Below are 21,359 nucleotides of genomic sequence, written 5' to 3'. Positions count from 1 at the left end.
TCCTTCATCCGGTCCAGCGCGACCCGCACGTCCTTGGCCGCACCCGACTCCGCACCCTCGCGCCCGCCCCACGCGACATACGTCCGCGCACCGAGCTCGGCGGCCAGATCGATGTTGCGGATCACCTTCCGCAGCGCGAACCGCCGCACCTCACGGTCGTTGGAGGTGAAACCGCCGTCCTTGAACACCGGGTGCGTGAACAGGTTCGTCGTCGCCATCGGCACCGTCAGACCCGTCCGGTCCAGTGCCTCGCGGAACCGCGCCACGTGCCGCGCCCGCTCACCCTCCGACGACCCGAACGGGATCAGGTCGTCGTCGTGGAACGTCACCCCGTACGCACCCAGCTCCGCCAGCCGCTCCACCGACTCCACCGGGTCCAGCGCGGGCCGGGTCGGCTCACCGAAGGGGTCGTTCCCGCGCCAGCCCACGGTCCACAGACCGAAGGTGAACTTGTCTTCCGGAGTGGGCGTGAAGCGTTCCGTCATCGTCCGACCGCCTTCGCATGCGTCGGGCCCGGTTCCGCACGGGCCCTAATTTGTTCACTGTCATGACTAATCATGCACGCACTCGGCGGTGGAGGAAACCCGTCGGACGCACGGACGTGACGCGCGCCTCTGTTCCGGGCCGTCGGGATGGCGTAATTTGTTCGACGCGCGACCAAATAGGATTGCGTCACGGGAGGCGCCCCGGCGCCCCCCGCTCCGGCCCTCGGGCCGGGCCCGCCCGCACCCTCACCGCACCCGCATCACGAGAAGAGGCAGCCATGCCGCCGCGTACCGTCGTCATCGGCGTGGACAGTTCCACCCAGTCCACCAAGGCGGCCTTCGTCGACCTCGCCACGGGCGAGGTGCTGGCCGTCGGCCGCGCCCCGCACGAGGTCACCGGCGAGGGCGGGGCCCGGGAGACGGACCCCGAGACCTGGTGGCGCGCGCTCCGCGACGCGGTGGCCTCCGGGCTGAAGGAGTCGGGCGTCACCGCCGCTTCGGTGAGCGGCATCGCGGTCGCCGGCCAGCAGCACGGTCTGGTGGTCCTGGACCGGGCGGGCCGCCCGGTCCGGCCGGCGATGCTGTGGAACGACACCCGCTCCGCCCCGCAGGCCGCGGCCCTCACCGCCGCGCTGGGCGGGCCGGACGCGTGGACCGCGCGCACCGGCACGGTCCCGGTCGCCTCGATGACGGCGACCAAGTGGCAGTGGCTCCGGGAGAACGACCCGGCGAGCGCCGAAGCCGCGGCCGGCGTCCGGCTCCCGCACGACTTCCTCACCGAGCGCCTCTCCGGCGTCGCCGCCACCGACCCGGGCGACGCCTCCGGCACGTGCTGGTACTCCACCGCCACCGGCGCGTACGACACCGGTCTGCTGGACCTGATCGGGCTCGACGCGGGGCTGCTCCCCGAGGTCGCACCGACCGGCGGGACCCGGATCGGCTCGCTGACCGCGTCCGCCGCCGAGGAGCTGGGCCTCCCGGCCGGCATCGCGGTGGCGGCCGGCACCGGCGACAACATGGGCGCCGCCGTCGGGCTCGGCCTGGGCGGCGCCGGACTGCTCGACCAGCCGGTGCTCAGCCTCGGCACCTCCGGGACGGTCTTCGCCGCCTCGCGCACCCGGCCCGCCACCGCGGCGCTCTCCGGCTTCGCCGCCGCCGACGGCACCTACCTCCCCCTGGCCTGCACCCTGAACTGCACGCTCGCGGTGGACAAGGTGGCCTCCCTGCTCGGGCTGCACCGCGACGACGCCGTCCCCGGCGGCGAGACCGTGCTGCTGCCGTACCTGGACGGCGAACGCACCCCGGACCTGCCGCTGGCGGCCGGTCTGATGACCGGACTGCGCCACGACACCACCCCGCAGCAGATCCTCGGCGCCGCCTACGAGGGAGCCGCGTACACCGTGCTGCGCGCCCTGGACGAACTGCTCCGGGCGTGCGGCCTGGACCCGGCCGACCCGGAGGTCGCCGCCCGCCCGATCCGGATGATCGGCGGCGGCGCACGCGGGGCGGTCTGGACCGAGACGGTGCGGCGCCTGTCCGGACGGCCGCTGATCGTGCCCGGCGACGGCGAACTGGTCGCGCTCGGCGCGGCGGCGCTGGCCGCCTCCGCGGCGGGCGGCGGCGACCCGGTGGCGGTCGCGGGCGGATGGAACGACCGCGAGGAGGAGCGCCGGCATGCCACCCGTCAACTGACGGCGGTGGAACGTGACATGGCCGCTTGGGAACGGATCGGATCGGTTCTGGACCGGGCGTCGGGCCCCTTGCTGGGCGGCTGATCCGCCCGCGCCGGGAGGCGAACCGGGTTCTCGTGCAGCGGGTTTGGGATGCGAACCGTTGTTCAATAGGATCCGGCGATGATCATAAGAAAACGGCTGAGGGCCGGGGTGTGTCTGGCGCTGGCCACCCTGGCCGCCGGGCTCGGCACCGCCGTCCCCGCCGCGGCCGACGAACCCTCCACCGCCACCTCGCCCAAGGTCGAACTCGTCCTGGACGTCAGCGGCTCGATGCGGGCCCGTGACATCGACGGGGAATCCCGGATGAGCGCGGCGAAGCAGGCGTTCAACGACACCCTCGACGCCGTTCCCGAGGGGGTGCAGCTCGGCATCCGCACCCTGGGCGCCGACTATCCCGGCGACGACCGCAAGGTCGGCTGCAAGGACACCCGGCAGCTCTACCCGGTCGGCCCGCTCGACCGGACCGAGGCGAAGACCGCCGTCGCCACCCTGGCCCCCACCGGCTGGACCCCGATCGGCCCCGCCCTGCTGGGCGCGGCCGACGACCTCGACGGCGGCGACGGCACCCGCAGGATCGTCCTCATCACCGACGGCGAGGACACCTGCGGCCCGCTCGACCCGTGCGAGGTGGCCCGCGACATCGCGGCCCGCGGTGTGCACCTGGTCATCGACACCCTGGGGCTGGTCCCCAACGCCAAGATCCGCCAGCAGCTCACCTGCATCGCCGAGGCGACCGGCGGCACCTACACCGCCGTGCAGCACAAGGACGAGCTGACCCACCGCGTGAAGCAGCTCGTGGACCGGGCCGCCGAGCCCGTCGTCACCCCGGTGGCGACCGAGGGCGCCGGGAGCTGCTCCGCCGCCCCCGAGCTGAAGCCAGGCCTCTACACCGACCGGGAGACCTTCGGCCAGCACCGCTGGTACCGCGTCGACGTGAAGCCCGGCCAGGAGCTGCGCGCCTCGGTGAGCGTCGCGGCCGACCGCGCCGTCAACAACGACTACGGCGTGCTGCTGCGGGCGGTGACCGTGCACGGGCGGGAGATCGTCCGCGGCTCGGAGTCCGGCACCGGCCGGACCGACGCGATCTCGACCGGCCTGCGCTACCCGAAGGCGGAGGCCGAGGACGACGAAGGCACGGAGGCGGCGGCCGAGACCGTCTGCCTCCAGCTCTCCCACTCCTTCTCCGCCCCCGCGAACGTCAAGACCACCCCCGGCATGCCGGTCGAGCTGACCGTGGACCTGGTCGACGCGCCAGACGAGGCGTCCGACGTGGCCGCCTTCGGCCTCGGCCGCGGCTGGTGGCTGCTCGGCGCGCTGGCCCTGACCGGGCTGCTGTTCGGCATCCTGTTCGGCTGGATATCCCGCTGGCGCGTCGCCGTCTGGAGGACCAACTGATGCGCGACCACCTGAGGCGCGTCCGCTTCGGCCGTGTTCTGACCGCGGCTCTCGTCACCGGCTTCGCCCTGCTCGTCCCGGCGGGCGCGGCGTCCGCCGACGACCCGTCGTCCTCCGCGACCCCGTCGGAGGACTCCGGGCCGACCGAGGCGGGCACCACCTTCCGCACCGCCACCCCGCTCCAGCAGGAGCAGCGCGGCACCGCCCAGGCATCGGCCGGCGACTACCTCTACTGGGTCTTCCCGGCCGACGCCGGGCAGCGGCCCACGGTCCGCGCCACGGTCACCCTGCCCACGGAGACCGCCCGGCAGGGCGGGTCCACCTGGCAGATCGACGTGTACGACGGTCTGCGCCGCCGCCAGGCCTGCATGTACGGCCACCAGACGGTGAAGGCGGCGGCCGACGCGGCCACCGTCCGGCTGGACTGCGTGCTGCGGACCGTGCGCGCCTGGTCCGAGCCGTGGGCGAACGACCCGCTGGCCGGAAGCTACTACGTACGCCTCACCGTGCTCGACCTGAAGGAGACCGATCTCGGTCTGCCCGTCGGGGCCGAGCTGGAGGTCACCTCCACCGACTCGGGCGGCGCGTACGACGTGGACGGCATGCTCGCCGAACCGCTGGTGCCGGGCGTGTCCGCGGTGAGCGGGCCGGCCCCGGTGGACGGCGGCGCCTCGGCCACGACCTCCGACGGAGGGGAAACCCCGGACGACGGGTCGGATCGGCCCCGGGTCACGCTCGGGGCGGAGCCGGACGACGGCTGGTCCTCCGGCTGGTGGACCGACCGCTGGCTGTGGACCGCGGCCGGCGGCGTCCTGGCCGCGCTGGCCGGCGTCTTCGGCTACTCCCTGACCCGCGGCTCCGGCCGCCGGCCGGGGCCGGGAGCGGGTCCGGGGATCTGACCCCGCGGGGGCGGGCTCCCGGCGACGCCCGCCGGCCCCGGCCCGCACCCCGCAGCCCGTACCTCTTCACCAGGACGCCGCCGCCTCTGCCACGAGGCGGCGGCGTCCGGCGTTCCGGGGGATGGGGACGCCGGTGCCGCCTCCCCCGGGCGGCGTCCGGCCGACTGGCGGGTCTCGGCCACCTGGCCGAAGCTGAGCGCCTGCAAGCCAGTCCGCTCGACTCTCCGGAGGAGGCAGCGCCGGTGTGGCAATTCTTCGCCGACAATCCTTGGGTCACGGTGTTCTCCGTCATCACGGTCGGCGCCCTGTTCGGCATGGTCCGGTTCGGCCCGGTCCGGCTCGGCGCGGCCGGTGTCCTCTTCGTAGGGCTCCTCGTGGGCGCGCTCGACAAGGACATCGCGGCCGCCGTGCCCGCCGGCATCTCGGCCCTCGGCCTCGCCCTGTACGTGTACACCGTGGGACTGGAGTCCGGGCCCGCCTTCTTCCGTGAACTCCGCGGCCAGCTGCCCGTGATGATCGGCGCGATCGTGGCGCTGGTGATCACCGCGGTGGTGGTCGGCGTGGTGGGCAAGGGCGGGTTCGGGATCAGCGGCCCGTACCTCGCGGGCGGCTACGCCGGCATCGGCACCACCACGCCGGGCCTCGCCGCGGCCCAGGCGGCGTCCGACGACCCGAACCAGCCGGCCGTCGGGTACGCCATCGGTTATCCCCTCGCCGTCGTCATCACCATCATGTTCGTCGCCGCCATCGCGGCCCGCCGCCACTGGACCGCCCGCCGCGACCCCGGCTCCGGTCTGCCGTCCACGCTCGTCACCCGCACGGTCCAGGTGACGCGGGACGTTCTGTGGGCGGACGTGCCGGGCGTCGCCGAAGGACGGCTGCTGGCGAGCGCGCTGCGGCCGGCGGGCGGCCGGCCGACCGAGGTGGCCCACGGCGTCGACCGTCTGCGCGCCGGCGACCAGGTCGTCGTGGTCGGCGGCGACTCGGACGTCGCCGACGCGATCGAGGCGCTCGGCTCCCTCGCGCCCGTACACCTGCTGGACGACCGGTCCGTCGTCGACTACCGGCGGATCCTGCTCACCAACCCCGACCTCGCGGGCCGCAGCGTCGCCGAACTCGGTCTCGACCAGCGGTTCGGGGCGCTGGTCAGCCGGGTGCGCCGCGGCGACCTCGACATGCTGGCCCACGACGACCTCGTGCTGCAGCTCGACGACCGGGTGCGGGTGGTCATGCCGCGCGAGGAGACCGTCGAGGTCACCCAGTACCTCGGTGACACCGAGGCCAAGGTCAGCGAGGTGAGCGCGGTCAGCCTCGGGCTCGGGCTCGCCCTCGGCTTCCTCATCGGCATCCCGTCGCTCACCCTCGGGTCCACCACGCTCGCCCTCGGCACCGGCGCCGGCCCCCTGGTGATGGGCATGATCCTCGGCTGGCGCCGCCGCACCGGCCCCCTGGTCTGGACGCTGCCGACCCGCGCCAACCTCACGCTCCGCCAGCTCGGGCTACTGCTCTTCCTCGCGGCGGTGGGGCTCTCGGCCGGGTACTCGTTCCGGGAGCACGCCTTCTCCCTGTTCGGGCTGAAGCTGGTCGCGGTCCTGGTGATCGGCGCCGTCGTCAGCTACACGCTCATGGTCCTTGTCTGCAAGCTGCTCGGCCAGAGCCGCGAACGCACCATGGGTCTGCTCGCGGGTTACGTCGGCAACCCCGCCATCACCGCGTACGCCAACAGCCGCGTCTCGGACAGCCGCGTCAACAACGGCTACTCGACGCTCTTCGCGCTGAGCATCCTGGTCAAGATCGTGTGCATCCAGCTCATCGTGGGGTTGTGACCCCACCCGACACCGGTCCCCCGGCCACCGGCCCCCGCCGGCTCCGTCCCCGCGGACGGTGACACTCCTCCGCCGCTCCTCCGCCCGGCCCTCGTCCCGCGGGCCGGGCGACCCGTCTTCGGCGGCGTCGGCGCGCGGGACACCGGGCCCCGCCCCCGGCGCGAGGGGCCGGTGCCGGAGCCGAAGGGGTCGGACACCGGGGCCGCGGCGGCCCGGCTGCCAGTGCCGCGTGACAAGGGCCGACTGTCAGTGCCGCGTGACAGTCTGCGTGCCGTGACCGACGACCACGGCCGAACCGACCGACAGGAGGGGTGTTCCGTGTCGGCGTCCGACGCGCACCTCTCGGATTCCAGCACCACGAACGCCGCCACCGCGCCGGACCCACCGGCCGCCGGAACACGGAGCGGGGGCGGGCTGCCCCGGTCGTATCTGCTGTGGCTGTCCGGGATCCTGGTGTCCCTGGCGGGCAACGCGGTCTTCTACTTCGCCCTCGGCTGGGCCGCCAGTGAGCACGGCGGTACGGTGGCCGGTCTGACGCTGAGCGCCATCACGCTCCCCCGCGTCCTGCTGCTGCTCGTCGGCGGCGCGGTCGCCGACCGGTTCAGCGCGCGCCGGGTGCTCGTGTGGGGCGACGCGACCATGCTGGTCTTCTCGCTCGCACTGGCCGCGGCCGCCTACCACCTGGGGGCTCCGCCCCTGCTGCTCATCACGGCGGGCGTCGCGGTGGGCGTCGTCGACGCGTTCTACCTGCCCGCCTCCGGGTCCATGCCCCGACGCCTGGTCGATGACGAGCATCTGCCACGGGCCCTGTCGCTCCGTCAGATGGGCGGACAGGTCGTCAACATGGGCGGCGGACCGCTCGGCGGTGTGCTGGTCGGCCTTGCGGGCCTGGCCGGCGCCGCCCTGGTCAACGCCCTCACCTTCGCCCTCACGCTGGCGGTGCTGCTGGTGGTACGGCCCCGACGCCAGGTGCCGCCGCCGGGGCGATCCGGGCTCGCCAAAGAGGCCGTGGACGGTGTGCGCATCGCGTTCCGGCACCCCGTGCTGCGTCCGGGGCTCTGCCTCACCGGCGCGGCGGCCGGTCTCCTGCTGCCCGTCACTCCGCTGCTCCTCCCGCTCCTCGCCCGCCAGGAACAGTGGGGCGCGGGAGCGGCCGGACTGCTGATCGGCGCGCAGGGCGCGGGCATGGTGGCCGTGACCGCCTTCGTCGTGAAGCGCGGGCCGATGGGCCGGCCGGGACTCCTGTCGGCGGCCGCGCTGGCGCTGTCCGGACTGGGGGTCCTCGGCCTCGCCCTCGCGCCCGGCACGGCGGCCGCGACGGCCGCCGCCGTGGTCGTCGGCGTGGGGAACGGGATGTTCGCCGCGCACATCGCCCCGCTCCTGCTCACGGCGACCCCGCAGAGCCACCTGTCGCGCGTGCAGGCCGTGCTCGTACTCGTACAGAGCCTCGCGCTGCTGGTCATGAACAACCTGCTCGGCGCGCTGGCGGACACCGGCGGGCCGACCGGGGTGACCGTCGGCTGCGCGGTCGCGCTCGTCGGCGTCGGCCTGCTGGGTCTGTCGTCCGGGCCGCTGCGCCGGGACCGCACCGGGCTCGCGCCGGACTCGCCGGATCCGGCGGAGGCGCGCGCCGCCTGACGCGTCGGAGTGCCGCCCGCACCCCCGTTCGAAACATGATCCCGGAGCGGCTACTCTCGGCAACTCACGTATTCCGTAAGGCCGATGGGCTGAACTCGGGGGCGTGCGGGGTGATTCGGGGCGTACCGGTCGTGCGGTGCGACGACAGAGAGCGGAGCGGTGTACATGTCCACCGAGAACGGCACGGAACACGGCGTCGGGGGCGGCGCGGGGAGCGGCTCCGCCGGAGGCGGCGCGAAGCTCGGGCCGGAGCCCGTGCAGGGGCCCCGCGGGCTGCCGTTCCTCGGGTCCCTGCCGCAGTTCGGCAAGGACCCGCTGGCCTTCTTCGAGCGGCTGCGCTCCCACGGGGACGTGGTGCGCTGGAAGTTCGGGCGCAACCGCTGCCTGTTCGTCTCCGACCCCTCCTGCATAGGCGAGTTGCTCGCCGAGACCGAACGCACCTACGACCAGCCGAGGCTGGGCATCGCCTTCCGTACCGTGATGGGCGAGGGGGTCGTCGTGGCGCGCGGGCACGACTGGCGGCGGAAGCGGTCGCTGGTACAGCCGTCGGTGCGCCCGAAGCAGGTGAAGTCGTACGCGGCGACGATGGCGGCGTGCGCGGTGGAGGTCGCCGACGCGTGGCAGGACGGCCGGCGCGTCGACATCAAGCGGGAGATGTCCGCGCTGACGCAGAACATCGCGGTCCGCACGATCTTCGGTGTGGACACCCCGGCCGACGCCGCGTCGATGGGCCGGGCGATGGACGTGGCCCAGCAGGAGATCGGCAAGGAGTTCAGCGGACTCGGCGCGGTGCTGCCCGACTGGGTGCCGACGCCGGGCCGGGCCAGGATCAAGAAGGCCGCCGCCGTGATCGACGCCGAGGTGGGCCGGGTCGTGGCGCGTCACCGGGACGGCGGCGAGGACCGGCCGGACCTGCTCAGCCGACTGCTCACCGCCGTCGACGAGAAGGGCGAGCGGCTCAGCGACCAGGAGATCCGGGACGAGACGGTCACCCTCTACATCGGCGGGCACGAGACGACCAGCTCCACGCTGGTGTGGGCGTGGTACCTGCTGTCGCGCACGCCGGAGGCCCGGGCGGCGCTGACGGCGGAGCTGGACGCGGTGCTGGGCGACCGGGAACCGGGCTTCGACGACTACGCGCGGCTGCCGTACACCCAGGCGGTGGTGAAGGAGACGCTGCGGCTCTATCCGACGATCTGGCTGGTCACCGGTGTCGCCAAGGAGGGGGCGACGCTCGGGGGGCGGCCGGTGCCGGAGGGCACCCGGGTGTGGTCGAGCCAGTGGGCGACCCAGCGGGACGCCCGGTGGTTCCCGGAGCCGGAGGAGTTCCGGCCCGAGCGGTGGGACGCGGAGAACGGGGACACGATCGCGGAGTACGCCTGGTTCCCGTTCGGCGGCGGTCCGCGGGGGTGCCTCGGCACCCGGTTCGCGATGGTGGAGGCGGTGCTGATCCTGGCGGTGCTGGCGCGCCGCTTCGACCTGGAGATCGAGCCGGGCGAGATCCTGCCGGTGCCGTCGCTGACCCTCCAGCCGGACCGCGACGTGATGGCGACCGTACGGGCGCGGGCCACCGTCTGACGCCGGCGGCCGGGCGCGCAGCCGGGGAGCCGCGCCCCGGCCGCCGTCGTCGATCTTGGTTTCCGCCCGTCCTGTGGAGAGGGTGGGGCCGGTGGTGCGAAACTGGCGGCTATGGGCGTGGTGAGCAGGAACCATGTGGTGGTGACCGGTCAGGACGACGGTCCCGTGGTGGTGCTCGCCCACGGCTTCGGCTGTGACCAGCATCTGTGGCGGCTGGTCGCCCCGGTCCTCGCGGAGGAGTTCAAGGTCGTCCTGTTCGACCATGTGGGCTCCGGGCGTTCGGACGTGTCCGCGTGGAGCGAGGAGCGGTACTCCACGCTGGACGGTTACGCGGACGACGTGGGTCGGATCTGCCGGGAGCTGGACCTCGGTCCGGTGTTCTTCGTGGGGCACTCGGTGAGCTCGATGGCCGGGGTGCTGGCCGCCGTGCGGGAGCCCGGCCTGTTCGCCGGGCTGATCCTGCTGACGCCCTCGCCCCGGTACGTCGACGAGCCCGCGACCGGCTACCGGGGCGGCTTCAGCTCCGAGGACATCGACGAACTGCTGGACTCCCTGGACGCGAACTATCTCGGCTGGTCCGGGGCGATGGCGCCGGTCATCATGGGCACTCCGGACCGCCCCGAGCTGGGCGAGGAGCTGACGAACAGCTTCTGCCGCACCGACCCCGCCATCGCCCGTGTCTTCGCCCGCACCACGTTCCGCTCGGACAACCGCGCGGACCTGGCGCAGGTCGGGGTGCCCACCCTCGTGGTGCAGTCCGCGGTGGACGCGATCGCCCCGCCGGAGGTCGGCGCGTACGTGCACGCGGCGATCCCCGGCAGCGAGCTGGTGGTCCTCGACTCCACGGGCCACTGTCCGCAGCTCAGCTCCCCCGGCCCCACCGCCGCGACGATCGCCGCGTTCGTCCGGGCCCGCTCGTGACGGCCGCGGGGGACGGGGACGAGGAGCGGCCCGGTGCCGACCCCGGGGCCGCCAAGGCCCCGGACCGGCTGTCGGCCCTTCTGGCGGACAGCGCCGAGGACCTGTACGAGAACGCGCCGTGCGGCTACCTGTCCACCTTCCTGGACGGCCGGATCGCCAAGGTCAACAACACCCTGCTGGGGTGGCTGGGCCGCGACCGGGAGGAGCTGGTGGGCCGCAGTACCTTCGCCGACCTGCTCACGGTCGGTGGGCGCCTGTACTACGAGACGCATTTCGCGCCGCTGCTCGGCATGCAGGGCGAGATCGGCGGCATCGCGCTGGAGCTGAAGGCGGCGGACGGCACCCGGCTGCCGGTGCTCGTCACCTCCACGGTCAAGTCGGACGGCGAGGGCCGGCCGCTGCTGATCCGAACGACGCTCTTCGACGCGCACGACCGACGGGCCTACGAGACGGAGCTGCTGCGCGCGCGGCAGGAGGCGGAGGACGCCCGCCTGGAGGCGGAGCGGGCCCACGGGGAGGCCGAGCGGGCCCGCCGGGAGACCGAGGCGGCGTTCCTCGCCACCGAACGCGAGCGGGCACGGCTCCAGCGGCTGACGACGACCCTGCAGCGCACCCTGCTGCCACCGGTGCTGAGCGCCCCCGAGTGCCTGGAAGTGGCCGCCCACTACCACATCGCCTCCGTCGACGAGGTGGGCGGTGACTTCTACGACCTGTTCCCGCTGGCCGGCGGGGCGTGGGGGCTGTTCCTCGGGGACGTGCGCGGCAAGGGCGCGGAGGCCGCCGCCGTGACCTCGCTGGTGCGCTACACCCTGCGCGCCGCGGCGGTCTACGACGGTGACCCGGCCGCCGTGCTCACCAACCTGAACACGGTCCTGACCAGGGAGTACCACGACACCGAGCCGCGTTTCTGCACGGTGCTGTTCGGGGTGGTGGCCCCCGAAGGCGACGGCGGCGACGTACGGCTGACGCTGGCGTCCGGCGGGCATCCTCCGGCGATCCTGCTGAGCGCCGACGGGACCGCGCGCCGGCTGCCGACCCCGGGCGGCCAGCTCATCGGGGCGTTCCCGGAGGCCGAGATCGCCACCACCACGGTCCGCCTGCGGCCGGGGGACACCGTGCTGCTCTACACCGACGGGCTCACCGAGGCCCGTACGGAGACCCGGGACGCGTCGGGCAGCGACCGCTACGGCGACGAGGCGCTGCTGGCCCTCACCGCCGCCCTCGCCCCGGCGGGCGCGCGGGCGGCGATCACCGCGTTGCAGAGACTCCTGGCGGAGCTGGGCGCGGGCGTGGACGACGACACCGCGCTGCTCGCCCTCGGCGTCCCGGCACGGCGGTCGGGGGGCGGGGCGGACGGGGCGGGAACGGGTGCCGGCCGCGACTGAGCGGCGCCGCGGATGCGGCGGCGGGCACGCCGGCCCACGGCCCGCCACCGCTCCCGTCGAAGGGGAAGGGGCCGTGCCGCGGCCGGTCCCTTCCCCTGTCTCTCACGGAGAGGGCGGGACCTCCGCCTCCCGGACCGGCACGGTCAGTGCGCCCGTCCCTTCGGCGGACGCGCCGGACCGCTCGTCGCACACCCGGTAGGGGCGGTCGGTTCCCTCCGCCTCCACCCGCAGCCCGTCGGCGTCGCGCAGGACGCGGTAGGAGGCGGCTGGTGTGCCGGTGGGGCCGGGGACGGTGACCGTGACGGCCGCGCCGTCCGCCGGGCCTCCGGGGTAGCAGCGCAGGGTGAGGCCGCCGAGCCAGTCCCCGTCGGGGCGCTGGTCGTCCTCGCCCCAGGGCAGCACCGCGCCGGGCCGGACGAGCAGCGGCAGGCTGTCGAAGCCGTGGGTCTCGTGGCGCCAGGCCGGTCCGGTGACCGTCTCGCCGGTGAGCAGGTGGGTCCAGGCGCCCTCGGGGACGTAGTACTCGACCCGCCCGTCCTCGGTGAAGACGGGGGCGACCAGCAGGTCCGGGCCGAGCATGTACTGCCGGTCCAGGGTGCGGGTCGCGGGGTCCTTCGGGAACTCCAGCAGCATGGGGCGCATCATCGGGACGCCGGTGCGGTGGGCCTCGACCGCCGCACCGTAGAGGTAGGGCATCAGGCGGTGCTTGAGGAGGGTGAACTTCCTGGTCACGTCGACCGCCTCGTCGCCGAACTCCCACGGCACCCGGTAGGAGACGTTGCCGTGCAGACGGCTGTGCGAGGAGAGCAGGCCGAAGGCGAGCCAGCGCTTGAAGACCGCCGGGTCGGGGGTGCCCTCGAAGCCGCCGATGTCGTGGCTCCAGAAGCCGAAGCCGGACAGCGACAGCGACAGGCCGCCGCGCAGCGACTCCGCCATCGCGCCGAAGGAGGCGAAGCAGTCGCCGCCCCAGTGGACCGGGTACTGCTGGCCGCCCGCGGTCGCCGAGCGGGCGAACAGGACCGCCTCGCCGGCGCCGCGCTCCTTCTCCAGCAGTTCGAAGACGGTCCGGTTGTAGAGCTGGGCGTAGTAGTTGTGCATCCGCTCGGGGTCGGAGCCGTCGTGCCAGACGACGTCGGTGGGGATGCGCTCGCCGAAGTCGGTCTTGAAGCAGTCGACGCCCTGGTCGAGCAGGACCCGCAGCTTGTCGGCGTACCAGGCGCGGGCGTCCGGGTCGGTGAAGTCGACCAGGGCCATCCCGGGCTGCCAGAGGTCCCACTGCCAGACGTCCCCGCCGGGCCGCCGCACCAGGAATCCGCGTGCGGCGCCCTCCGCGAAGAGCGGGGACTTCTGGGCGATGTACGGGTTGATCCACATGCTGATCCGCAGGCCCCGCTCCTTGAGCCGGGCGAGCATGCCGGCCGGGTCGGGGAAGACCTCGGGGTCCCAGGCGAAGTCCGACCACTGGTACTCGCGCATCCAGAAGCAGTCGAAGTGGAAGACGGAGAGCGGGATGTCCCGCTCGGCCATGCCCTCCACGAACGAGGTGACGGTGTCCTCGTCGTAGGAGGTGCAGAAGGACGTGGTGAGCCAGAGGCCGAACGACCAGGCCGGGGGCAGCGCGGGGCGGCCGGTGAGCGCGGTGTAGCGGGCCAGCACCTCCTTGGGGGTGGGTCCGGCGACGACGTAGTACTCCATCGTCTGGTCCTCGACGCTGAACTGGACCTGGCCGACCGATTCGGAGCCGATCTCGAAGGAGACCTTGCCGGGGTGGTTGACGAAGACGCCGTAGCCGCGCGAGGAGAGGTAGAACGGGACGTTCTTGTAGGCCTGCTCGCTGCTGGTGCCGCCGTCCGCCTGCCAGATCTCGACGGTCTGGCCGTTCCTGACGAACGGGGTGAAGCGTTCGCCGAGTCCGTAGACGTTCTCGCCTACGGCCAGCGCGAGTTGGGCGATCATGTGGTGCGTGCCGTCGGGGGCGGTGGCGAAGGCGGTGCCCTTGCGGTCGACGCCGGTGATCCGCTCGCCGTCCGCGTCGTGGAAGGTGATCCCCCACGGCCCGTCGCCGTCCATCCGCAACGTCAGTGGTCCGCTGGTGAGTTCGGTGACCGAGCCGTCCCTGCGGGTGCGCGCGCCCGCCGCGGCCGGGGCGAGCGCGAAGTCCGGTCCGCGCCGCACCTTCCCGGCGTGGTGGGTGGCGCGGACGCCGATGACGCCTTCCGCCGGGGAGAAGCACTCGACGGTGATCAGCGGCGTGTTGAGGGTGTCGCCCCGGTCGGCGACGCGTTTGACCGAGGCGTACGCGGTGAACCGGTCGGCCTCCACGCTCAGGTCGCGGACCTCGGTGGCGTAGGAGGCGTGGACCCCTTCGCGCATCAGCCAGAAGCCGTCGGTGAACTTCATCGGGACTCCTCGCAGAGGGCGGCACGGCCGGGGCGGGACCCGGCCCGGCCGGAGGGGGTGCGGCGGGTCGCGGACAGGCCGCGCGGCGGGGTCATCGGCCGGCTCCGGCCGGGCCGCCGTCGAAGGCGAGCCGCGCCAGGCGCACCGAGCCGGTGAGCTGGACCGCGAGGTCCCGCTCGCCCTCCGCGGCGAACTCCCCGGTCACGGTGGTGTACGCGTACGGGCCCCCGGCGTCGGCCACGGTCAGCACCGCGGTCGCTCCCCCGGCGGTCAGTGCGAGCGTGCCCTCGCCGGAGACGGTCGCGGTGACGGTGCGGGTACCGGTGCCGAAGGCGCAGCGCTCGAAGAGCAGCCGGCCGCCCTCCGGTCCGGCGGCGGCGACCGCGTCGCCGTCGGTCTTCGCGCGGTCGACGAGGGCGGTGCCGTGCTGCTCGTCGTAGTCGGCGGCCTCCAGGCCGCGTTCCCGCACGGGGCGCGGTCCGGCGGGCTCGCCGTCGACGGTGAGGGTCGCGGTGAGCCGGACGTCCGCGCTGGAGGCGCCGGCCAGGAACTCGTACGTGCCGGGTTCGACGGTCCAGCGGCCGTGCGCCACGTCCCAGTGGCCCAGCTCCTCGAAGGGCACCGCGAAGTCGAGCCGCCGCTCCTCCCCGGGGGCGAGCCGTACCCTGCGGTGCGCGACGAGCTTGCGCAGCGGGAGCCGCTCGGCGCCGGGGCCGGTGCGCCGTACGTAGAGCTGGGCGACCTCGTCGGCGGTGGTGTCCCCGGTGGCGGTGACGGTCAGCGCGGCGCGCACGGTGTCGCCGTCGCGTGCGACGGTCAGGCCGGAGTGGACGAAGGCGCCGTACGACAGGCCGTGCCCGAACGGGTAGAGGGCCTGGCCGGGGAAGTACTGGTAGGTCTGCCGGGAGCCGATCACGTCGTAGTCCAGCAGGTCCGGCAGATCGGCGTCGGAGCCGTACCAGGTCTGCGGGAGGCGGCCGCCGGGTGAGACGTCGCCGGCCAGGATCCGGGCCAGCGCGGCGCCGGCGGCCTGGCCGCCGTGGGCGGTCCACAGCAGCGCGGGGAGCGCCTCGTCCGCCTCGGGCACCGCGTAGGGGTAGGCGGAGGTGAGCGCCAGGACGGTGCGCGGGTTCGCGGCGTGGGCGGCGCGCCAGAGGCGGTCCTGGTGCGGCGGGAGGGCGAGGGTGGTGCGGTCCTCGGTCTCCCGGCCGTTGATGTGCGGGTCGTTCCCGGCCACCACGACGACGGTGTGGGCGACGGCGGCGGCGCGGGCGACGGCGTCCTCGCCGCGCTCCACGGTGTCGACTCCGAAGACGGTCGCACGGTCCCGGGCAAGTTTTTCGCCCTCCTCGGCAACCTTCGCGCCGTCGGCGGCGACACAGACGTACCCACCCGTACCGATGTGCAGAAGGCGGTAGCCGCCGTCGTGTCCCTCCACCGACTCCAGCCGGAACGTCTCCTGGACGACCCAGCCACCGGGTTCGTCCGCCGACGCCCTGACGTGTCCGTCGTCCGCGACGGAGAGGTAACGCCCCTGTGCCGTACGGAGGGTGAGCACGCCCTCGCCCCAGTCGACCAGGGCGAACTCGGTGCCCACGGGCGCGACGTCGAGCGGCGGGAGGTCGGTGCGGCCGGTGAGCAGGGCCGGGTCGAGCGCGCCGTCCGCGGCGGTCGCGGTCGCCGCGTCCGGGGCGGCGGGGGCCTCCGGCACCCGGAGGGCGCCGCCCTCGCAGGTCAGCAGGACGCGGTCGGCTCCCTCGGCGAAGACCACCTGGTCCGCCCCGAAGCGGGCGCGCAGTCCGTCGAGCGGGGTGGAGCGGTGCAGCAGTGTGCCGCTGTACCAGTCGAGTTTGCAGGCGTCGGCGAGCAGTCCGACCACGGCGATCTTCCGGCCGGGTTCCGGGGCCAGCGGCAGCAGACCGTCGTTCTTCAGCAGCACCACGGCCTGTTCGGCGGCCTCCAGGGCGAGGGCCCGGTGCTCCTCGGTGTCGAACGGGGCGGGCCCGGCGTACGGGTCGAGTGCGGGGTCGAACTCCCCCAGCGCGAACCGCATGGAGAGCAGCCGACGCACCGCGGTGTCCACGTCCTCGGGGTCGAGGAGCCCCTTGGCGAGGGCGTCGCGGACGCGCCCGGTCATGACCGAGGAGTCGGTGCCGTGGTCGGTGAAGCTGTCCACGCCGGCCTTGAGCGCGGCAGCGGTGGCCTCCTCGTAGGTGTCGAAGTAGTGCTCGGAGTCGACCAGGTTGCTCGGGGCTCCGGCGTCCGAGCAGACCACCAGCGGCTGGTCGGTCCAGCTCCTCAACTCCCTTTCCAGCAGCGGCGACACGTGGTTGGGGCGGCCGTTGACGAGGTTGTAGGCGGGCATCACCCCGGCGACGGCCCCGGCGCGGACCGCGGAGCGGAACGCCCTGAGGTCGTACTCGTGCAGGACGCGGGGCCGGACCGAGGAGGAGGCGGTGTCGCGGTCGGTCTCGTTGTTGTGGGCGAGCCAGTGCTTGAGGACGGGGGCGGTGCGCCAGTAGCGCGGGTCGTCGCCGCGCAGGCCGCGGGTGTAGGCGACGGCGATGGCGGAGGTCAGCGCGGGGTCCTCCGCGTACCCCTCCTCGTTGCGGCCCCACAGCGGGTGGCGCAGCAGGTTGACCGTCGGGGACCACACGTTGAGGCCGACCCGGTCGTCGAGTGCCCGCTTGGCGCGGACCTCGTCGCCGACGGCCTCGCCGATCCGGCGGACCAGTTCGTCGTTCCACGTCGCGCCGAGTCCGACCGCCTGCGGGAAGACGGTGGCGCCGCCCATCCAGGCGACGCCGTGCAGGGCCTCCTGGCCGGTGCGGAACGCGGCCAGGCCGAGTCTCTCCACGGCCGGGGCGAACTGGTGCAGCATCGCGATCCGTTCGTCCGGCGTGAGCCGTCGCAGGAGGTCGTCGACGCGCCGCTCGAAGGACAGGTTCGGGTCGCGGAAGGGCAGCGGATGGTCCGTCACGTGCGGTTCCCCTAGGGCAGTGGGACAAGTTCGGATCTTCGAAGCGCTTCGATGCTCCGGGTCCCACCCCGAGGGTGTCAAGAGCGGCAACAAGCGCTTGCCCTATGCACGTTTACGTCCAGGAGAAACCCGTGGGAAACACGCGGCAGGAAGTTCGAAACGGACTCTTGTGCGAGTGGAAGGGTTCACTTAACCTCGCTGCAACATCGAAGCGCTTCGACAACCCGCCCATCGGACACGGGAGTCGGCCGCTTCGTCTCGGCCGGCGCCGTGCCGCCGGCTCGGACGGTAACGCCCACCTCAGACCGAGGAACCGAACGGCACGCCGCCGACGGATCGTCCTGGTGCACCACGAAGGGTTGACGCAATGACGCCGAACTCCCCCTCCGCCCCGAGCCGGAGAGGCTTCCTCGCCTCCACCGCCGTCGCCGCGGCCGTCGTGGGCGGCGGGATACCGCTCCTCGCGGCCTGCGGCGGCGGTTCCGGCGGGTCGAAGAACGAGGGCACCACCACCGGCAAGAAGCTGAAGGACGTCCTGCCGTCCTACGTGCCCTCGAAGGCCGTCACCCCGGACATCCCCGGCAAGAACGGCTCGGCCGACGGCTTCACCACCGCCCTCCCCGCCGACCAGCTGGCCGTCTCGGTGCCGAAGAAGCTCGGCAAGGGCGGCGAGCTGACGATCATGGCGCCGCTGTGGGGCACCTCCCCGGGCGAGGGCAACCCGTACTGGAAGGCGATGGACGAGGCGGCCGGCGTCTCCGTCAAGTGGCAGAACCAGGACGGCAACGTCTACGGCCAGAAGCTCGGCGCGGTGCTGGCCTCCTCCAGCATCCCGGACGCCGTGGTCGTCCCCGGCTGGGAGCTGGGCGGCAAGATCCCGAGCGCCATCGCCAACAAGTTCGCGGACCTCGGCCCGTACCTCTCCGGCGACAAGGTGAAGGCGTACCCGAACCTGGCGGCCATTCCCACCGGCGCCTGGCAGCGCGCCGTCTTCGCCGGCAAGCTGCGCGGCCTGCCGATGCCCGCGGAGTCGACCCCGAACATCACGCCCTTCTACCGCGCGGACCTCTTCGAGGAGAAGGGCTGGGAGGTCCCCACCACCACCCAGGAGTTCTTCGACCTCTGCAAGGAGATCAACGCCCCCAAGAGCAAGGTCTGGGCGTGCAGCGACATGACCTGGTCGTCGTTCGTGTTCTTCGGGGTGCTGCCGGAGAAGCCGTACTACTGGCAGCTCGTCGACGGCAAGCTGGTCAACCGCTACGAGACCGACGAGTACCTGGAAGCGCTGGAGTGGTCGCGCTCGCTGTACTCGGCCGGATTCGTGCACCCGGACGCCAAGGCCGAGACCGGTGACATGCGCACCACCTTCTCCGCGGGCAACGTCATGATGTACAACGCCGACATCTCCGACTGGTACGCGGCCACCACCGTGCAGCGGCTGGACAACCCGGACTTCCGGATGGGTGCGATCGACTTCTTCGCCCACGACGGCGGCGACCCGGTCATCTACGAGGCCGCCCCCTCAAACATCTGGTGCTTCGTCAACAAGAAGGCCGACAAGAAGACGGTCGAGGACGTCCTCGCGCTCGCCAACTACACGGCCGCCCCGTACGGCTCGAAGGAGCAGCGGCTCAAGGCGTACGGCCTGGAAGGCACCCACCACACCCTGAAGGACGGCGTCCTCACCAAGACCGAGCAGGGCAACAACGAGGTCTTCGCCACCTACGAGTACGTCGCCAGCCCCGCCCCCTTCCGCGCCTACCCCGACCACCCGGACGTCGCCAAGGGCGTCATCGAGTGGCAGCAGCGCCAGGGCGCGCACCTGAGGAAGCCGCTCTTCTTCGGCATGCAGATCCAGGAACCCACCCGCTACACCGAGCTGAACGCCCAGTTCGAGGACCTGGAGAAGGACATCGTGCGCGGCCGCAGGAAGGTCGGCGACATGCAGCAGGCGGTGTCCGACTGGAAGTCCAAGGGCGGCGACGCCCTGCGCGACTGGTACAAGAAGCTGCTCGACGAGACCGGTGAGTCGGCCTCCTGACATGGCACTGAGCACCGAGGACCGGCGCACGCGGGAGTCGGCGACGCCGCCGGTCCGGACGAAGGCGGCCGGGCGCCGCACGGCTGCCAAGGGCATGCCGCTGCGGCACCGGCTGCGCCGGGACCGCACCCTGCTGCTGATGACCCTGCCGGCGATGCTGCTGCTCCTGGTCTTCGCCTACGTCCCGCTCGCGGGCAACGTGGTCGCCTTCCAGGACTACGACCCCTACATCGCGGACAACGCCTTCCAGGCGATCGCGCAGAGCCCGTGGGTCGGGTTCGAGTGGTTCCAGGAGATGGCGAACGACCGCTTGTTCTGGTCGGCGCTGCGGAACACGCTGGTGATCTTCCTGATCCAGCTCACCCTGTTCTTCCCGGTACCGATCCTGCTGGCGCTGTTCGTCAACAGCTTCGTGCGCCCCCGGGTGCGGGCGGTCGCGCAGGCCATCCTCTACCTGCCGCACTTCTTCTCCTGGGTGCTCGTCGTCACCGTCTTCCAGCAGATGTTCGGCGGCGCGGGACTCATCGCGCAGACGCTGCGGGAGCACGGCCACGAGGGCTTCGACCTGATGACGAACCCGGGCCTGTTCAAGTTCCTGATCACCTTCGAGATGATCTGGAAGGACGCCGGCTGGGGCGTCATCGTCTTCCTCGCCGCGCTGGCCTCGGTCAGCCCGGACCTGTACGAGGCGAGCGCGATGGACGGCGCGAACCGCTGGCGCCGGATGTGGCACATCACGCTGCCCGCCCTGCGCCCGGTGGTGGCCCTGCTGCTGGTGCTCCAGGTCGGCAACGCGCTGACCGTGGGCTTCGAGCAGATCCTGCTCCAGCGCACCGCGGTGGGCCCCGGCGCCTCCGAGGTGCTCGACACCTACGTCTGGAACGTCGGCATCACCAACGGCGGGTTCAGCTATGCGGCGGCCGTCGGCATCGTCAAGGGAATCTTCGGTCTGCTGCTGGTCCTCGGGGCCAACAAGGTCGCCCATCTCATGGGCGAGCAGGGGGTGTACAAGAAGTGAGCAGCCTGCTCTCCGGGCTCACCGGCATCGCCGGGGTGAAGCCCGGCACCCGCGGTCGGCTCCGACCGGTGTGGGAGGAGGAGCCGTCGAAGGCGGGCCTCGCCTCCAAGGGCGTGGTCCTGGTGCTGGTGTGCCTGGCCGTCCTCTTCCCGCTCTGGGTCGTGGTCGTCACCAGCCTCTCCTCGGTGAAGACCATCACCGAGACCGGCGGCCTGGTGGTGATCCCGCGCGGCGTCACCTTCGTCGCGTACCAGGAACTGCTGGGCGGGGGCCAGGTCACCCGGGCCACCCTGATCAGCATCGGCGTGACGGTCGTCGGGACCCTGTTCAGCATGACCGTCTCGGTGCTGTGCGCCTACGGCCTGTCCCGGACCGGTTCGGTGCTGCACCGGCCGCTGCTGGTGTTCATGCTCGCCACGATGTTCTTCGGCGCCGGACTCATCCCCACCTACCTGGTGGTGCAGGGGCTCGGTCTCACCGACTCGTACCTGGCGCTGATCCTGCCGAGCGCGCTGAACGTCTTCAACATCCTGGTGCTGCGGGCCTTCTTCATGAGCACCGCCCAGGAGCTCATCGAGAGCGCCCGGCTCGACGGCGCCGGCGACTTCCGCATCCTGTGGCAGATCGTCATGCCGCTGTCCCGCGCGGTCATCGCCGTCATCACCCTGTTCTACGCGGTGGGGTACTGGAGCGCCTGGTTCAACGCCTCGATCTACATCAGCGATCCGCAGATGCTGCCGCTGCAGAACGTGATGAACCAACTGGTGCTGAAGCAGGAGCGGCCCACCGGGCTCACCCAGGTGATCAACACCGGGCACCTGTCGCCGCTCGCCATCCAGATGGCGGTCATGGTGCTGGCGCTGATCCCGGTCGCGGTCCTGTCGCCCTTCGTCCAGAAGCACTTCAAGGAGGGCATGCTCACCGGCGCGGTCAAGGGCTGACCCCCGCCCCCGCGCACCCGTACGGGACGGACGCCCCGCACGCCCCGGCTCTCCCGCACGCCACGGCTCCCGAGAACAGCACGGCTCCCGAGAACGGCACGGCCCGGCAACTCCCCCAT

General features: G+C 72.8%; 14 protein-coding genes. 11 read left to right on the top strand and 3 right to left on the bottom strand.

Going from position 1 to position 21,359, the window contains the following annotated elements; genetic code table 11:
• On the bottom strand, positions 1-485 hold a 485-nt coding region (locus Q0994_RS24790; protein ID WP_299538422.1), incomplete at its 3' end, for a TIM barrel protein.
• Between the two features lie 278 nt (positions 486-763).
• Between Q0994_RS24790 and xylB the strand changes: the two genes are divergently transcribed.
• The 8 genes from xylB to Q0994_RS24750 all read left to right on the top strand — a co-directional run bounded on the left by xylB (position 764) and on the right by Q0994_RS24750 (position 11,860).
• Positions 764-2,260 (top strand): xylulokinase, encoded by a 1,497-nt coding sequence (gene xylB / locus Q0994_RS24785; RefSeq protein ID WP_299538421.1) that lies wholly within the window; start codon positions 764-766, stop codon positions 2,258-2,260.
• 78 nt (positions 2,261-2,338) lie between these two features.
• Entirely contained in the window at positions 2,339-3,613 is a 1,275-nt protein-coding gene (locus tag Q0994_RS24780) for a VWA domain-containing protein (protein ID WP_299538420.1), read from the top strand.
• Complete coding sequence (locus tag Q0994_RS24775; protein ID WP_299538419.1) at positions 3,613-4,512, top strand: hypothetical protein; 900 nt, start codon at positions 3,613-3,615, stop codon at positions 4,510-4,512. Before Q0994_RS24780 ends, Q0994_RS24775 begins: the two co-directional genes overlap by 1 nt.
• 242 nt (positions 4,513-4,754) lie before the next feature.
• Positions 4,755-6,338 (top strand): TrkA C-terminal domain-containing protein, encoded by a 1,584-nt coding sequence (locus Q0994_RS24770; protein ID WP_299538418.1) that lies wholly within the window; start codon positions 4,755-4,757, stop codon positions 6,336-6,338.
• A gap of 318 nt (positions 6,339-6,656) precedes the next feature.
• Positions 6,657-7,976 carry an MFS transporter gene (locus Q0994_RS24765; protein WP_299538416.1) on the top strand — a complete coding sequence of 440 codons (1,320 nt, stop codon included), beginning with the start codon at positions 6,657-6,659 and terminating at the stop codon, positions 7,974-7,976.
• Between the two features lie 165 nt (positions 7,977-8,141).
• A complete protein-coding gene (locus Q0994_RS24760; protein ID WP_299538415.1) occupies positions 8,142-9,554 on the top strand; it encodes a cytochrome P450 in 1,413 nt (470 codons plus the stop codon).
• A 111-nt stretch (positions 9,555-9,665) separates the two neighbouring features.
• Entirely contained in the window at positions 9,666-10,475 is an 810-nt protein-coding gene (locus tag Q0994_RS24755; protein WP_299538414.1) for an alpha/beta fold hydrolase, read from the top strand.
• Entirely contained in the window at positions 10,472-11,860 is a 1,389-nt protein-coding gene (locus Q0994_RS24750) for a PP2C family protein-serine/threonine phosphatase (protein ID WP_299538413.1), read from the top strand. Before Q0994_RS24755 ends, Q0994_RS24750 begins: the two co-directional genes overlap by 4 nt.
• Before the next feature lie 102 nt (positions 11,861-11,962).
• Here Q0994_RS24750 and yicI read toward each other — a convergent pair whose 3' ends face one another.
• Both yicI and Q0994_RS24740 read right to left on the bottom strand, forming a co-directional pair.
• Positions 11,963-14,260, bottom strand: a complete 2,298-nt coding sequence (gene yicI / locus Q0994_RS24745; protein WP_299538412.1) for an alpha-xylosidase — start codon at positions 14,258-14,260, stop codon at positions 11,963-11,965.
• Positions 14,261-14,351: 91 nt separating this feature from the next.
• Positions 14,352-17,240, bottom strand: coding sequence for a glycoside hydrolase family 3 C-terminal domain-containing protein (locus Q0994_RS24740; protein WP_299538411.1), 2,889 nt, complete (start codon positions 17,238-17,240; stop codon positions 14,352-14,354).
• Positions 17,241-17,607: 367 nt separating this feature from the next.
• Between Q0994_RS24740 and Q0994_RS24735 the strand changes: the two genes are divergently transcribed.
• Genes Q0994_RS24735 through Q0994_RS24725 form a run of 3 tightly spaced genes read left to right on the top strand, consistent with a single transcriptional unit; the run spans position 17,608 to position 21,240 of the window.
• Complete coding sequence (locus tag Q0994_RS24735) at positions 17,608-19,281, top strand: extracellular solute-binding protein (RefSeq protein ID WP_299538410.1); 1,674 nt, start codon at positions 17,608-17,610, stop codon at positions 19,279-19,281.
• Position 19,282: 1 nt separating this feature from the next.
• Positions 19,283-20,299: a sugar ABC transporter permease gene (locus Q0994_RS24730; protein WP_299538409.1), complete on the top strand. Its 1,017-nt coding sequence runs from the start codon at positions 19,283-19,285 to the stop codon at positions 20,297-20,299.
• 5 nt (positions 20,300-20,304) lie between these two features.
• Positions 20,305-21,240, top strand: coding sequence for a carbohydrate ABC transporter permease (locus Q0994_RS24725; RefSeq protein ID WP_299538433.1), 936 nt, complete (start codon positions 20,305-20,307; stop codon positions 21,238-21,240).
• Positions 21,241-21,359 lie beyond the last annotated feature (119 nt).

Source organism: uncultured Streptomyces sp., assembly GCF_947488945.1.
Lineage (GTDB): Bacteria > Actinomycetota > Actinomycetes > Streptomycetales > Streptomycetaceae > Streptomyces.
The sequence above is the reverse complement of the archived record's forward strand: the minus strand, read 5'-3'. Positions and strand labels throughout refer to the sequence as shown.